Genomic DNA, 14,303 nt, shown 5'->3' on the forward strand with positions numbered 1-14,303 from the left:
TGCGCGAACCGGCTGTGGCTCGCCGACATCACCGAGCACGCCACCGGCGAAGGCAAGCTCTATCTCTGCGCGATCAAGGACGCCTTCAGCAACAGAATCGTGGGCTACTCCATCGACGAGCGGATGAAGTCCCGCCTGGCCGTGGCCGCCCTGGACAACGCCGTGGCCCGGCGTGGAGACGTCGACGGGTGCATTCTGCACAGCGATCGCGGATCGCAGTTCCGCTCCCGGAAGTTCGTCCGGGCGCTCGACCGCCACCGGATGGTCGGATCGATAGGGAGGGTCGGAGCTGCCGGCGACAACGCGGCCATGGAGTCGTTCTTCAGCCTGCTGCAGAAGAACGTCCTCGACCGCCGGAGCTGGGCCACCCGCGAAGAACTCCGGATCGCGATCGTGACCTGGATCGAGCGGACCTACCACCGGCGCCGCCGACAAGCCTCACTCGGCCGGCTGACACCCGTCGAATTCGAGACCGTCACGACCACACCAGCCCTCCAGGCCGCGTGACCGAACCTGTCACCCGAACCTGCAGCAGACCCGTGTGGCCATCCTCTGGCCAGGGCACTGCCAGCTAGCCTCGCGTTCTTGGAGAATGACTAGGTCACGAGCCCAGCCGGATGCGATCGTTGGGCGGTCTTGAAAACCGTCGTGGCGCAAGTCACCGTGGGTTCAAATCCCACACCCACCGCAGTGGTTGAGGGCCTCTGACCAGCAGGATCGGTCGGGGGCTCTCCTCGTTGCTCCTCGCTGTGAGCGACCGTTGTTCCCGTGGTTCCCCGCCTGATCGGGCACGGGAGGGGCACGGATATTCCGAGCATGAGCAGGTGGAGGGGTCGCATACTGGCGTCATGCTCTCGCCATCGCGGTTCCGAGACGCTCGGCACACGAAGTACCACTTCATTGACCATGTGCTCGTGCGCTGTCCGAAGTGCGCTGGGATTGCCCATGTTGCCCCGGTGGCGCCTACGGCTGATGGCTCGGCCCCCTCGGTGTTCGCGCGCCGCCGTCTCGTCTGTCGGGCGTGCGGTCTGTCGCGGGATGCGGCCGGGAAAGGGTTTCGCCTCTTCCGGGGGCATCGTGAAGCCATAGATCCCTACTTCGGGCTGCCGTTGTGGCTGCAGGCGGAGACGCGGCACGGCTGGCTGTGGGCCTACAACCCGGAGCACCTGGAGCTGCTCCGGCAGTTCGTACAGGCGCCGCTGCGTGAAAGAGCCCCATGGGATGCGCAGGTCAAGAAGATGACGGTTGTCGCGCGGCTACCAACTTGGATCAAGAGTGCAAAGAACAGAGGTGAGGTCCTGCGTGCCGTCGACCGGATCCGTTCGACGCTCGCCTGACCACCTCAACCCCACACCTACCCCAGCTCCCATCCCGTCCGCCGTCGACCCACACGTCTGTGGAGCGGGCGTGGTTCATGGCGTCCAGGTGGAGCGCGCCACTGTACGAACGACTGTGAGGATTGATCACGGCGCCGCTCGGCAGGCCTGACCCACCGAACGATTGACGCTTCGAGCTGTCCTCTCCAGGAATCGTCGGCCGGCTGAGGGGCGCCTTTGCACGCGGCCGGTCGGGCTCCTGTGACCTCATAGGAGCCCGGCCAAAGGTCCCACCACAGTCTTGTCCAGCCGCCCGGCCGGCCCGTGCGACCCCTCGCGCATCGCACGGAAGGACAGCAATACACAGCATGGCAGACCAGATCGTGGTGGTCGGCGGCGTGGACACTCACACCGACTTCCACCAGGCCGCGGTGATCGACTCCATCGGCCGACACCTTGCCACCGCACCGTTTCCCACCACTCCCGACGGCTACCGGAGCCTGTTGGAGTGGCTGCGCTCGCACGGTGATGTGCTCGCTGTCGGGGTTGAAGGGACTGGCGCCTACGGCTGCGAACTCGCCCGGTTCCTTCGGGCGAACGAGGTCACCGTCGTCGACGTTGACCGCCCCGACCGCAAGGCCCGGCGGGTCAACGGCAAGTCCGACCCCGTCGATGCCTACGCGGCCGCGACCGCCGTCCTGTCCGGCCGCGCGAACGGCCGGCCTAAAACCCGCGACGGCATCGTGGAGGCCATCCGATCCTTGCGGGTCGTGCGGCGTTCGGCCATCAAGGCCCGCACCCAGACGATCAACCAGATCCGTACGCTCATCGTCTCAGCCCCTGCCGAGGTACGTGAACGCCTACGTGGCCTGCCCACTTACCAGCTGATCTCGCAGCTCGCCCGCTCCCGCCCGGGCACCGATCTCGCCGACCCGAGCTGCGCGGTGAGAATCGCGCTGCGGCGACTGGCTCGCCGCCACCAAAACCTCACCGAGGAGATAGCCGAGGCTGACGCGGAACTCGAACCCCTGGTCGTACAGGCGGCTCCGGGGCTATTGGAACTGATCGGTGTCGGCACCGAGACGGCCGCCCAGCTCCTGATCACCGCCGGCGACAACCCCGACCGTCTGAAATCCGAAGCCTCCTTCGCTCACCTCTGCGGGGCAGCCCCAATCTCCGCAAGCTCCGGCCGGACCAACCGCCACCGCCTCAACCGCGGCGGCGACCGCCAGGCCAACCATGCCCTCCACACGATCGCCCTCGTGCGAATGCGCTACGACGCTCGCACACGGCTCTACGTCGCACGCCGCACAACCGAAGGCATGTCAAAGAAGGACATCTTCCGCTGCCTCAAACGCTTCATCGCGCGCGAGGTCTACAAACGCCTGACCAGCACGAACATCCCACAGGCACAACTCCTACAGGCTGCTTGACGATCTATAGGAGCTTCCTGGACGCCATGGGCCGCGTCTGCTCGGCTTTGCCTGGGTCGATGGCGGACGGGATGGGAGCCCACCACGTTCGCCACGGAGGTGAGATCTTCGGACTTTCTGTCGAAGAAATCGGCTTCGACTCCGGGTGGCTGAACATCGCGAATCAGGTGAAGGTGACGAAGCAGGGACTCGTGTTCGCCCCACCAAAGCGGAACAAGATCCGCGACGTCCCCATGCCGGACCGCGTGGCGCACGTCCTCAAGCAGCACATGGAGGCGTTCCTCCCGGTAGAGATCACCCTGCCCTGGCTTCGGGTGGATGGCCCGCCCGTCACGAAACGGCTGCTGTTCACCCGTCTCGACGGCTCGGGTGCGGTTCGCCGCACCGACTTCAACGACCGTGCTTGGAAGCCCGCTCTCGTCGCGGCTGAGGTGATCCCACAGCCGAAGCCAGGCGAGCGTCACCAGGCTGCCCGCGAACACGGTATGCACGCCCTCAGGCACTTCTACGCTTCCGTGCTGCTGGACGCTGGCGAGAACGTCAAAGCGCTGAGCGCCTACCTCGGACACAGCGATCCGGGATTCACGCTGAGGGTCTACACGCATCTCATGCCGAGTAGCGACGCGCGGGCTAGAAACGCCGTGGACAGCCTGTACCGGGGTGTCGTTTCGACGCCAGACACTCCTTGACTGCCTCTGCCCTCCAGGAGCAGCCGTCGCTCGGCCGACGGCTGCTCCTGGGGCAACTGAGGGCTCGGATCGCGCTGGAGCATGTGTCCGCATAGCGTGGAGATGTAGGGCAGAGTAAGCCCGGGTTGGAAGGGGCTGACAGTGTCGCTACCAAACTCAGATCTGAGCGTTCGGGCTGTCTACTACCCATTTTCTCGTAGCTTGAGCGAGCAGACGCTCAAGCGCGCAATGCTCCTTTACGACGAAGTACTTTTCATCGATCCCAAGACTCCCAAAGTGCGTGCCGGACTGTACTCGGTGGAGAACCATCAGCCATTCCTTCCCGACGATGCAGCCTATCGCTTGAGCCAGGAGTGGACAGAGGTCGCCAACCGGTATGCGCTACTAGAGAGAGAAGGAGTGGTGCGATTCGTCGACCCGACTCCTCTTTTGGAAAATGCGTCGGTCGACGCTATTGTCACTGGTGGCCTTCAAGCAGACATGGCCGATCAAAGCATCATCGATCTGTTCGCAAATCACCCCCCTACTTGGAGCATGCTCCGCAGCCGAATCCCACCCAGCGCATTTTCCTTTCTGCATCATCAGTACACTTGGCGCGTCCTGTATGAGGGAAATACGCGCCATGCCTTCCACTTCCTTGAACAGGGAGATGAGACGCCCGTCGCCCATGCGCTTTTCGCTGACGGACGCCCCGATCAACAGTACTCATCTCCGGGTTGGGGAAAGTCTGAACCGCGTACCGATGGCGAGTACGCAGCGGTAGTACCCTATTACCTCGGTTCCTCGCTGGCTACGAGTACGGCACTTGCGATAGCTCTTGAAAATCATGCCGTACCTTTGACCGACAGTGACCCTCATTTTCGCCTGCTATCGGCTCGGTTTACTCGAGCCGCCGACGAGGGCAAGCTTGCAACAGCACTGCCAGGTCTAAGGCCTCCAACATTCACCGGATCTGCCGCGCAAAAGCGACAGCTAGTCGAGCAGAGACTCGTAGACTCGATATTGCGCCCTGCAGACCTGGATGCATTGTCACTGGAGGATTGTCTACGGTATCGAGAAAGGACGGCAGAGGACCGGGCCAATTATCGGGCCCACCTGAACGCCATGGTGAGCCGGATCCGGAGCGAGCCATGGTCGCAAGAGATCGAGGCAGAGATAGCTCAAGAGATCCGTCAAGCGGAACAGGTTATCGAAGAAAATGCTGCCACGATGAAGGAAAGATACAAGGCCCTGTTCGGCAGGACGGCATTCAGCCTCAGCCTTGCGACCGCTCCAGCATTGCTGACTGCCGTATTTCCGGGCGTATCCGCACTGTGGGCCCTGCTACTTGGCGCCGGAGCACTCTCCGGAATCTTGGTGGAGCCCATTAAAGAGTTGGCCGGCCTATGGAGCGAAACGCGAGATGACGCCAACGGTCTGGCGTATCTGATGAATCTCCGATAGCCGGCTGCCGTACCGGCAGGCACTGGGACTGATCGGCAACGAGGTTGCAGCGTTCCTCACCTCGCGCCCTGACGGCCCAGACACGGCCCAGGAGCAGTAAAGATGCGATGGGGCCGACGGTCCACGACCGTCGGCCCCATCGATCCCAATCTACGGGAACCTGCCCTGACCAGCGCCTACAGCACCGGCAGGTTCTTGCGCATCTCGAACGCGGTGACCTCCGAGCGGTACTCGTGCCACTCGGCCCGCTTGTTGCGCAGGAAGAAGTCGAAGACGTGTTCGCCGAGGGTCTCGGCGACCAGGTCGCTGCGCTCCATCAGGGACAGGGCCTCGCCGAGGTTCTGCGGCAGGGGCTCGATGCCCATGGCGCGGCGCTCGGCGTCGGAGAGGGCCCAGACGTCGTCCTCGGCGCCCGGCGGGAGCTCGTAGCCCTCCTCGATGCCCTTGAGGCCCGCGGCGAGCAGGAGGGCGTAGGCCAGGTACGGGTTGGCGCCGGAGTCCAGGGAGCGGACCTCCACGCGCGCGGAGCCGGTCTTGCCGGGCTTGTACATCGGGACCCGGACGAGGGCCGAGCGGTTGTTGTGGCCCCAGCAGATGTACGAGGGGGCCTCGCCGCCGGCACCGGCCGTGCGCTCGGAGCCGCCCCAGATGCGCTTGTAGGAGTTCACCCACTGGTTGGTGACCGCGGAGATCTCCGCCGCGTGCTTGAGCAGGCCCGCGATGAAGGAGCGGCCGACCTTGGAGAGCTGGTACTCCGCGCCGGACTCGTAGAACGCGTTGCGGTCGCCCTCGAAGAGGGAGAGGTGGGTGTGCATGCCGGAGCCCGGGTGCTCGGAGAAAGGCTTCGGCATGAAGGTCGCGTGCACGCCCTGCTCCAGCGCCACCTGCTTCATGACCAGGCGGAACGTCATGATGTTGTCCGCCGTGGAGAGCGCGTCGGCATAGCGGAGGTCGATCTCCTGCTGGCCCGGGGCGCCCTCGTGGTGGGAGAACTCGACCGAGATGCCCATCGACTCCAGCATGGTGATCGCCTGACGGCGGAAGTCCATGCCGACGTTGGTCGGGGTGTGGTCGAAGTAGCCCGAGTTGTCCGCCGGGGTGGGCCGGGAGCCGTCCAGCGGGCGGTCCTTCAGCAGGAAGAACTCGATCTCGGGGTGGGTGTAGAAGGTGAAGCCCAGGTCGGAGGTGCGGGCGAGGGCGCGCTTGAGGACGTAGCGCGGGTCCGCGAAGGACGGGGAGCCGTCCGGCATGAGGATGTCGCAGAACATGCGGGCCGTGCCCGGGGTCTCCGCGCGCCACGGCAGGACCTGGAAGGTGGAGGGGTCCGGCTTGGCGATCATGTCGGACTCGTAGACCCGGGCGAAGCCCTCGATGGCGGAGCCGTCGAAGCCGATGCCCTCGTCGAAGGCCTGCTCCAGCTCGGCAGGGGCCACGGCCACGGACTTGAGGAACCCCAGCACGTCCGTGAACCAGAGGCGTACGAACCGGATGTCGCGCTCCTCCAGGGTGCGGAGCACGAACTCCTGCTGCTTGTCCATTGTCAGCTTCCCCATCCTTGCTGGTCAGGCCGCCTTTCCCCGGGTGTCCCCGGAGGCGGTCGGGCACCTGAGCATCACACCACAACACCATTTCACGCGCGTTGCGGACCTTGATCGCCCGGCCGACCTCGACCTGAACGCCTTGCGTCCGGCAGGTGTACTGCTCTGTCGCCCATCTTGCCTGCTCGCACCGACATCCGTAATGGCCGGTCCGCTTCCTCGACGAACGGGACCACGCTCCTCCGCGAGCTGGACCACGCTCCTCCGCAAGCTGGACCACGTTCTTCCCCGAGCTGGACCACGCCCATTAATTTGTATCTCAGATGCAAGTTTTCGTACGGTGCCGATCAGCCGAGCGCCGCCGCGACCCCCTGCCGGTGCCGGAGCAGGCCGCCCAGCCGCCCCCCGCCGATGCCGGAGCAGGCCCTCAGTCGCCCCGCGGCCCCCTGGCGATGCCCAGCAGCAGGGGCCCCGTCGGATCCGCCGCGATGTCCCGCACCGTCACCGGGTCCAGCGCCACGAAGAACGCCTCCTGGGCCCGGCGCAGGGCGCCCCGCAGACGGCAGGCGGAGTTCAGGGGGCAGGGGGTCGTACCCTCGCAGTCGACCACGTCGCCCTCACCCTCGAAGGTGCGCACGACGGCGCCCACGGACGCGGTGCGCCCCTGCTCGGTGAGGGCGAGTCCGCCGCCCCGGCCGCGGCGGGCGTCGACCAGGCCGAGGTGCTGGAGTTCCGCCACGACCTTCGCGGCGTGCGTGTAGGGCACGTCCATGTCCTCCGCGACCCTGCGGGTCGTGAGGGTGGTGGCGCCGGCGACGGTGAGCCGCATGAGGACCCGCAGGGCCAGGTCGGTGGAGCGCAGCAGCCGCATACCGCGAGGGTAGGTAATGCGCATCCCGGGTTCAAATTTTTCCGGATGCCGCGCCCTCCCTACGGCGGCGGGCGGCGCGGCCACTACGATCAGCGAGCCCCACCCTTCACGTCCCTTTCCCCAGAAGGACTGGCCTCATGGGTTCCGCGAAGAACAGCAGCAGTGCGGCGCGCAAGGCGCGCATAGAGGAGATGCGGCGCACCGAGCACGCCCGCGAGCGCCGCAACCGGGTGCTGACCGTCGCCGCCAGCGTGGTGGTCGTCGCCGGTCTCGTCGTGGGCGGGGTGGTCCTCGTGAACTCCCGGTCGGACAAGTCGGACAAGAAGGACTCTGCCGCGGGCGCCGACGCCAAGGGCTCCGGGGACTCCGGGCACTTCACCACCGGCAAGGACGGGGTGAAGACCTGGTCCGGCAAGCTGTCGCGGACGCATGTGACGACCGAGGTGTCGTACCCGATGCATCCGCCGGTCGGCGGCAACCACAACCCGGTGTGGCTCAACTGCAACGGCGACGTCTACACCGCGCCGGTGCAGGACGAGAACGCCGTGCACGCGCTGGAGCACGGCGCGGTCTGGGTGACGTACACGGGCAAGGCGGCCAAGGCGGACGTCGACGCCCTCGCGGCGAAGGTGAAGAAGACGCCGTACTCGCTGATGAGCCCGTACGAGAACCAGGCCGCCCCGCTGATCCTGTCGGCGTGGGGCCACCAGGTGACGGTGAAGAGCGCGAGCGACCCGGAGGTGGACAAGTTCTTCGCCACCTATGTGCAGGGTGACCAGACGCCCGAGCCGGGGGCCTCGTGCACCGGCGGGGTCATGAAGTGAGGCGCCGGCACATCGGCTGGGTGGCGGGCGCCGCCGCGGCGGCTCTCGTCGCGGCCGGGGCGATCACGTACGCGGTCGCGGAGGACGGCGGACCGGCCCCGAAGACGCCCACGGCCGAGTCCGCGGACGCCGGGTTCGCGCGGGACATGGCCGTCCATCACCAGCAGGCCGTCGAGATGTCATACATCGTGCGGGACCGCACGAAGAACGAGGAAGTGCGGCGGCTCGCCTACGACATCGCGCAGACGCAGGCCAACCAGCGCGGGATGCTGCTGGGCTGGCTGGATCTGTGGGAGCTGCCGAAGGTGTCGGCCGAGCCGCCGATGACCTGGATGGGCATGGGCGGCATGGCCTCCGGCAAGGACGGCGCGCTGATGCCGGGCATGGCGACCAATACCGAGATGAAGAAGCTCGGCACCCTGAACGGCAAGCAGGCGGAGATCTTCTATCTGCAGCTGATGACGGACCATCACAAGGGCGGTGTCCACATGGCCGAGGGGTGTGTCACCCAGTGCACCGTCGGCGTGGAGAAGCGGCTCGCGCAGGGCATGGTCGACGCGCAGCAGTCGGAGATCGAGCTGATGGCCGGGATGCTCAAGGAGCGTGGCGCGCACGCCCGTTCGTGACACCGCGGGGATCAAAGCGTCAAATCACCCCAACTGAACGTTCCTTGAGCTTCTCTTGACCTTTGCGTTCCCCTGGCATGAACGGTTCATCGACAGAGTGGCCCCCACCGTGTGATCCATTCGCTGGCCTACGCCGCCGCGGGCCCGCGCCCGGATCCACGACGTACCGACCACTACATGCATGCGAACCGCATCGCAGGGGGTTCTATGAGATCCAACCGTGCCAAGGCGCGCGCCGGTGTGAGCATGGCAGCGACACTGCCCATGATCGCCGGTGCTCTGGCGCTCGGCATACCCGCGGCGCACGCCACGGACACCCCGGCCCGTGACGCGCTGGCGGGCACCAAGCCCGCCTGGGCCACGGCCAAGGCGGACAAGGGCTCCACCGCCGACAGCGCCCGGCTCAACGCCCGGGTCTACCTGGCCGGCCGGGACCGCGCCGGACTCGCCGCCTACGCCAAGGCCGTGTCCGACCCCAGCTCGCCGCTGTACGGCAAGTACCTGAGCCCCAAGAAGGCCGAGGCCCGCTTCGGGGCCACCAAGGCCCAGGTGGCCGCCGTCAAGTCCTGGCTGAAGTCGGCCGGACTGCAGGTCACCGAGGTCACCGCGCACTACGTCGCCGTCTCCGGTGACGTGTCCGCCGTCGAGAAGGCGTTCGGCACCCAGCTGCACAACTTCACCAAGGGCGGCAAGACCTACCGCGCCCCTGCGAAGACCGCGTCCGCGCCGGCCGGTCTGAAGGGCGCCGTCCTCACCGTCACCGGCCTGGACAGCGCGCCGCACAAGTCGAACCACGACGACCAGCTGCCGCCGCCGGACGCCGTGTTCAAGAACGCCGGGCCGTTCTCCTCGTACTACGGCTCGAAGACCGCCACCACCCTCCCGGACGCCTACGGCCAGAAGATCCCGTACGCGATCAAGGGGTACACCGGCAAGCAGCTGCGCTCCGCCTACGGTGCCGGCAAGTACACCGGCCAGCACGTGCGCATCGCCATCACGGACGCGTACGCCTCGCCGACCATCGCCTTCGACGCGGGCAAGTACGCGCTGAAGAACGGTGACGCGGCCTGGAAGACCGGCCAGCTGCACCAGTCGCTGCCGAACACCTACACGAAGACCGAGGAGTGCGGCGCGGCCGGCTGGTACGGCGAGGAGACCCTCGACGTCGAGGCCGTGCACGCGGTCGCGCCGGCCGCCGACGTCACCTACGTGGGCGCCGCGTCCTGCTACGACGACGATCTGCTCGACTCGCTCAGCAAGGTCGTCGACAACCACCTGGCCGACATCGTCTCCAACTCGTGGGGCGACATCGAGGCCAACCAGACGCCGGACCTCGCGGCCGCCTACGACCAGGTCTTCCAGCTGGGCGCGGTGCAGGGCATCGGCTTCTACTTCTCCTCCGGCGACGACGGCGACCAGGCCGCCAAGTCCGGTACGAAGCAGGTCGACACCCCGGCCAACTCGGCGTGGGTGACCGCGGTCGGCGGCACCTCGCTGGCCGTCGGCAAGGGCGACAAGTACCAGTGGGAGACCGGCTGGGGCACCGAGAAGGCGACCCTGTCGGCCGACGGCAAGAGCTGGACGGGCTTCCCGGGCGCCTTCACCTCGGGCGCGGGCGGCGGCACCAGCAAGAACGTGCCGCAGCCGTACTACCAGAAGAACGTCGTGCCGAAGGCGCTGGCCACGGCCAACAACGCCGCCGGCAACCGCGTCGTCCCGGACATCGCGGCCATCGCCGACCCGAACACCGGCTTCCTGGTCGGCCAGACCCAGACCTTCCCGGACGGCTCCCAGCAGTACAGCGAGTACCGCATCGGCGGCACCTCGCTGGCCGCCCCGGTGATCGCGGCGGTCCAGGCGCTGGCCCAGGAGGCGGGCGGCGGCAAGGCGATCGGTTTCGCCAACCCGTCGATCTACTCCAAGTACGGCAAGAAGGGCGTGTTCCACGACGTCACGGACAACCCGACCGGCTCCGGCCTGGCGGTGGCCCGTATCGACTTCGTGAACGGCCTGGACGCCACCGGTGGCCTTGCGACCTCGGTCCGCAGCCTCGGCAAGGACAGCTCGCTGTCCGCGGTGAAGGGCTACGACGACGTCACCGGCGTGGGCTCGCCCGCGAACGGCTACGTCCAGTCGTACGGCCGCCACTGATCACAGCAGGCGAGTGAGGGGGCGTGGGGTGTTCTTCACCCCACGCCCCCTCGTGCGTCGTCGGACGGCGGCAACCGCCGTGCCGTTCGCACCGACCGGGTGCCCCGGCTTCGTCCCGCCCTGAACCGGATTCGGCGCGCGCCGACGACCTCACGGGGAACGCCGGGTCCCGGACTCACGGGGAACGCCGGGTCCCGGGACGGCGGATGCCCGGCCGGTCACCGGGGCCGGCCCGTATCAGCGGCGCACGGCAGCGGGCTGTTCCGGTACGTGCGCGGCGACCACCCGGCCGGCGTGGACCATCTCCCGGCGCCGGTCCACGGCGTAGGCCGCGCCCGCCACCCCGAGGCCCAGCACGGCCAGGGCCGCTCCGGCCACCGCGGGGGACGTCACGCCGAAGCCCGCCGCCAGCGCCAGCCCGCCGATCCAGGCGCCGCCGGCGTTCGCCAGGTTGAAGGCCGCCTGGTTGGCCGAGGAGGCCAGGGAGGGACCCGCGGCCGCCTTCTCCATGACCATCAGCTGGAGCGGGGAGCCGGTGACGAACGCCGCCGTGCCGAGCAGGGTCACGGCCAGGGCCGCGCTCCACCCGGCGTGCATCAGGACCGGGAACAGGAGCAGTACGGCCGCCAGCGAGGCCAGGCCGCCGAAGAGGGTGCCGCGCATCGAGTGGTCGGCGAGGCGGCCGCCCAGCAGATTGCCCGCCGTCGCGCCGACGCCGAACAGGGCGAGCAGCAGCGTCACGCTGGACTCGGCGAAACCGGCGGAGTCCGTCAGCATCGGGGTGACGTAGCTGTAGGCGGCGAAGAGGGCGCCGAAGCCGGCCACCGTCGTCCCCAGGGCCAGCCAGACGGGCAGGGACCGCAGGGCGGCCAGTTCGCCGCGCAGGCCGGTCGCGGGGGCCTGGGTGCGGTCGTGCGGGATCAGGAGGGCGAGGGAGGCTATCGCGGCCAGGCCGATCGCGCTCACCCCGAGGAAGGTGGCCCGCCAGCCGAGGTGCTGGCCCATCAGCGTGGCGACGGGGACGCCCGCGACGTTGGCGACGGTCAGGCCGAGGAACATCAGGGACACGGAGCGGGCCTTGCGCTCCGGCGCGACCATGTTCGTGGCGACGACCGCGCCCACGCCGAAGAAGGCGCCGTGCGGCAGACCGCTGAGGAAGCGGGCGGCCAGCAGCGAGTCGTAGCCGGGGGCGAGCGCGGAGAGCGCATTGCCCGCGACGAACAGGGCCATGAGAGCCATCAGGACCTTGCGGCGGGACATCCGCGCGGTCAGGGCGGCAAGGAGCGGGGCGCCGATGACGACGCCCAGCGCGTACGCCGAGACCAGGTGCCCGGCGGTGGGGAGGGAGAGGTGCAGGTCGTCCGCGACGTCGGGCAGCAGGCCCATCATCACGAACTCGGTCGTGCCGATACCGAAAGCGCCGACGGCCAGGGCGAGCAGGGCCAGGGGCATGAAGGGCCTGTGCCTTTCAGGGGAGAGGGAGTTCCGTCCAGTGTATGTTCAGCTACGGAACAAAGTCTCCCGGGCCCGGTATTCCGGCTGGTTACGAGGACGTGTCCAGCTTCACACGCGCAGCCACCGGCAGATGGTCGCTGTCGGTGCGCGGCAGGGTCCAGGAGCTCTCCGGCTCGATCCCCTTCACCATGATCTGGTCGATCCGCGCCATCGGGAACGACGCCGGCCAGCTGAACCCGAAGCCGCTGCCCGCCGCGCCCTGTGTGGAGCGCAGCTGCGAGGTGACGGCGTTGAGCGAGCGGTCGTTCATGGTGCCGTTGAGATCGCCGAGCAGCACGACCCGCTTCAGCGGCTCGTCGGCGATCGCCTCGCCGAGCGCGTCGGCGCTCCTGTCCCGCTGCCGGGCGGTGAAGCCGGCCTCCATCTTCACCCGCACCGAGGGCATGTGGGCGACATAGACCGCGAGGGGCCCCTTGGGTGTCGCCACGGTCGCGCGCATCGCGCGCTCCCAGCCGAGCTTGATGTCGACGGCCCTGACGCCGGTCATCGGGTACTTGCTCCACAGGCCGACCGTGCCGACGACCCCGTGGTACGGATACGTCGCCGCGAGCGCCTTCTCGTACACCGGCACGGCGGACGCGGGCAGCTCCTCCAGGGCCAGCACGTCCGCGCCGGAGGAGGCGACGTCACGGGCGGTCGCGGACGGGTCGGGGTTGTCCGCGTTGACGTTGTGGGTGGCCACCATGAGGTCGCCGCCGCTGCCCGTCTTGTCGGTGAGCAGCCCGCCGAACAGGTTCAGCCACACGATGGCCGGAAGGAGGACGGCGATCAGGGCGGTGGCCGACTTGCGGACCAGGCCGAGGACCAGCAGCACCGGGATGAACAGGCCCAGCCAGGGCAGGAACGTCTCGGTGAGACTGCCGAGGTTGCCGATCGCGTTGGGCACGCGCGAGTGCATCAGCATCACCAGGGCGAGCAGCAGCGCGAGGACCGCGAGGACGATCCCCCGGCGCCAGACGCGCGGATCGCCCCGCCAGCCGGCGAGCACGTGGTGCATCAGGCGTCGAAGCCGGGACCCCGGTCGCTCGGGCTCCGAGCCGCCGCTGCCCGTCTCCGTCATGTACGCCTGCTGCGCCATACCGTCTGCCTCACTGCCTGCCGTGCACACCGTCGTCCCCCCGTGCTCTTCCGACCCTAGGGGATGATCGGCTCCGTTCCCGCCGTCCCATGACGGCCGTACGGAAGACGAGGACGAACGGGGCGGGGCCAGGGGTTCCGGTCACCCCCGGACAGGCCCGGTCTGTGACGAAACGTGCACATGAGTGCTACGAGGCTGTTGAGCTGACGGGCCGTAGACCTTCCAGAACTGTGTCGACGATCTCCTCGGCCAGCCCCTCGGGCAGGTCGATGTCCGGACGCATGACGGAGCGCACGAGCATGGGGCCGACGAACATGTCGTTGGCCAGCTCCAGATCGATGTCGGCCCGCAGTTCGCCGTTGGACCGCCCTCGGCGCAGCACTTCGAGGCCGAGGTCGCGCCGGGGCTGTATGACGTTGACGTGGTACGCCGTCCAGATCTTGGGGCTGCTCTTCATCTGGGCGTACACGTTGTGCAGGATCGCCGAGGAACGGGTCAGCAGGCCCCGCTGGCGCAGGGATTCCAGCAGCACGACGAGGTCGTCGCGCATGGAGGTGCCGGGAAGTTCGGGGTCGGGGGGCTCCGCGGCGCGCAGGACGTCGACGAAGAGCTCCTCCTTGCCGCTCCAGCGGCGGTAGATGGTGGCCTTGCCGACCCCGGCCGTGCGCGCGACCCGCTCGATGGAGAGGTCGGCAAGGGGTACACCGTCCTCCAGGAGCTTCATCACGCCCTCCAGGATGGCGCGTTCCACGGCCTCGCTGCGCGGGCGGCCCCTGGCGGGTCCGTCCGGCCGCGGCCGGCTCTCGGCAAGGCTCACTC

12 protein-coding genes, 1 tRNA gene and 1 pseudogene are annotated in these 14,303 nt (G+C 68.0%); 9 read left to right on the forward strand and 5 right to left on the reverse strand.

Translation table 11 applies throughout. From position 1 onward, the window contains the following. From ACZ7P3_RS06770 to ACZ7P3_RS06795, 6 genes and pseudogenes are all read left to right on the forward strand, one after another. On the forward strand, positions 1 to 507 hold a 507-nt coding region (locus ACZ7P3_RS06770; protein ID WP_472079446.1), incomplete at its 5' end, for an IS3 family transposase. A gap of 99 nt (positions 508 to 606) precedes the next feature. Continuing rightward, positions 607 to 685, forward strand: a tRNA-Ser gene (locus tag ACZ7P3_RS06775). A 163-nt stretch (positions 686 to 848) separates the two neighbouring features. After that, positions 849 to 1,337: a hypothetical protein gene (locus ACZ7P3_RS06780; protein WP_472079448.1), complete on the forward strand. Its 489-nt coding sequence runs from the start codon at positions 849 to 851 to the stop codon at positions 1,335 to 1,337. A gap of 347 nt (positions 1,338 to 1,684) precedes the next feature. Further along, on the forward strand, positions 1,685 to 2,749 hold the full coding sequence (locus tag ACZ7P3_RS06785) for an IS110 family RNA-guided transposase (protein WP_472079450.1): 1,065 nt from the start codon (positions 1,685 to 1,687) through the stop codon (positions 2,747 to 2,749). A 98-nt stretch (positions 2,750 to 2,847) separates the two neighbouring features. Further along, a pseudogene (locus ACZ7P3_RS06790) lies at positions 2,848 to 3,438 on the forward strand (site-specific integrase); the annotation flags it as partial. Between the two features lie 201 nt (positions 3,439 to 3,639). Then, positions 3,640 to 4,881, forward strand: a complete 1,242-nt coding sequence (locus tag ACZ7P3_RS06795) for a hypothetical protein (protein WP_472079452.1) — start codon at positions 3,640 to 3,642, stop codon at positions 4,879 to 4,881. 176 nt (positions 4,882 to 5,057) lie between these two features. On the opposite strand, the gene glnA is transcribed toward ACZ7P3_RS06795, so the two are convergent. Next, positions 5,058 to 6,419, reverse strand: a complete 1,362-nt coding sequence (gene glnA, locus ACZ7P3_RS06800) for a type I glutamate--ammonia ligase (RefSeq protein ID WP_472079454.1) — start codon at positions 6,417 to 6,419, stop codon at positions 5,058 to 5,060. Between the two features lie 427 nt (positions 6,420 to 6,846). Continuing rightward, positions 6,847 to 7,290 (reverse strand): Rrf2 family transcriptional regulator, encoded by a 444-nt coding sequence (locus tag ACZ7P3_RS06805; protein WP_472079456.1) that lies wholly within the window; start codon positions 7,288 to 7,290, stop codon positions 6,847 to 6,849. A gap of 137 nt (positions 7,291 to 7,427) precedes the next feature. On the opposite strand from ACZ7P3_RS06805, the gene ACZ7P3_RS06810 reads away from it, so the two are divergent. The 3 genes from ACZ7P3_RS06810 to ACZ7P3_RS06820 all read left to right on the forward strand — a co-directional run bounded on the left by ACZ7P3_RS06810 (position 7,428) and on the right by ACZ7P3_RS06820 (position 10,891). Continuing rightward, a complete protein-coding gene (locus tag ACZ7P3_RS06810; RefSeq protein ID WP_472079458.1) occupies positions 7,428 to 8,114 on the forward strand; it encodes a DUF3105 domain-containing protein in 687 nt (228 codons plus the stop codon). After that, on the forward strand, positions 8,111 to 8,740 hold the full coding sequence (locus ACZ7P3_RS06815; protein WP_472079460.1) for a DUF305 domain-containing protein: 630 nt from the start codon (positions 8,111 to 8,113) through the stop codon (positions 8,738 to 8,740). The genes ACZ7P3_RS06810 and ACZ7P3_RS06815 overlap by 4 nt, the downstream gene beginning before the upstream one ends. Positions 8,741 to 8,947: 207 nt before the next feature. After that, entirely contained in the window at positions 8,948 to 10,891 is a 1,944-nt protein-coding gene (locus ACZ7P3_RS06820; protein WP_472079462.1) for a S53 family peptidase, read from the forward strand. A gap of 237 nt (positions 10,892 to 11,128) precedes the next feature. Here ACZ7P3_RS06820 and ACZ7P3_RS06825 read toward each other — a convergent pair whose 3' ends face one another. The 3 genes from ACZ7P3_RS06825 to ACZ7P3_RS06835 all read right to left on the reverse strand — a co-directional run bounded on the left by ACZ7P3_RS06825 (position 11,129) and on the right by ACZ7P3_RS06835 (position 14,301). Next, entirely contained in the window at positions 11,129 to 12,343 is a 1,215-nt protein-coding gene (locus ACZ7P3_RS06825) for an MFS transporter (RefSeq protein WP_472079464.1), read from the reverse strand. Between the two features lie 91 nt (positions 12,344 to 12,434). After that, positions 12,435 to 13,403, reverse strand: a complete 969-nt coding sequence (locus ACZ7P3_RS06830) for an endonuclease/exonuclease/phosphatase family protein (protein WP_472080287.1) — start codon at positions 13,401 to 13,403, stop codon at positions 12,435 to 12,437. Between the two features lie 268 nt (positions 13,404 to 13,671). Continuing rightward, complete coding sequence (locus ACZ7P3_RS06835) at positions 13,672 to 14,301, reverse strand: TetR/AcrR family transcriptional regulator (RefSeq protein ID WP_472079466.1); 630 nt, start codon at positions 14,299 to 14,301, stop codon at positions 13,672 to 13,674. Between the last annotated feature and the right edge of the window lie 2 nt (positions 14,302 to 14,303).

This window comes from Streptomyces sp. NPDC107581 (genome assembly GCF_055657175.1).

Coding starts and splice junctions, on each gene's coding strand:
- ACZ7P3_RS06780 (WP_472079448.1), top strand. CDS start 849: ATGCTCTCGCCATCGCGGTTCCGAGACGCTCGGCACACGAAGTACCAC.
- ACZ7P3_RS06805 (WP_472079456.1), bottom strand. CDS start 7,290: ATGCGGCTGCTGCGCTCCACCGACCTGGCCCTGCGGGTCCTCATGCGG.
- ACZ7P3_RS06785 (WP_472079450.1), top strand. CDS start 1,685: ATGGCAGACCAGATCGTGGTGGTCGGCGGCGTGGACACTCACACCGAC.
- ACZ7P3_RS06825 (WP_472079464.1), bottom strand. CDS start 12,343: ATGCCCCTGGCCCTGCTCGCCCTGGCCGTCGGCGCTTTCGGTATCGGC.
- ACZ7P3_RS06810 (WP_472079458.1), top strand. CDS start 7,428: ATGGGTTCCGCGAAGAACAGCAGCAGTGCGGCGCGCAAGGCGCGCATA.
- glnA (WP_472079454.1), bottom strand. CDS start 6,419: ATGGACAAGCAGCAGGAGTTCGTGCTCCGCACCCTGGAGGAGCGCGAC.
- ACZ7P3_RS06830 (WP_472080287.1), bottom strand. CDS start 13,403: ATGCACCACGTGCTCGCCGGCTGGCGGGGCGATCCGCGCGTCTGGCGC.
- ACZ7P3_RS06820 (WP_472079462.1), top strand. CDS start 8,948: ATGAGATCCAACCGTGCCAAGGCGCGCGCCGGTGTGAGCATGGCAGCG.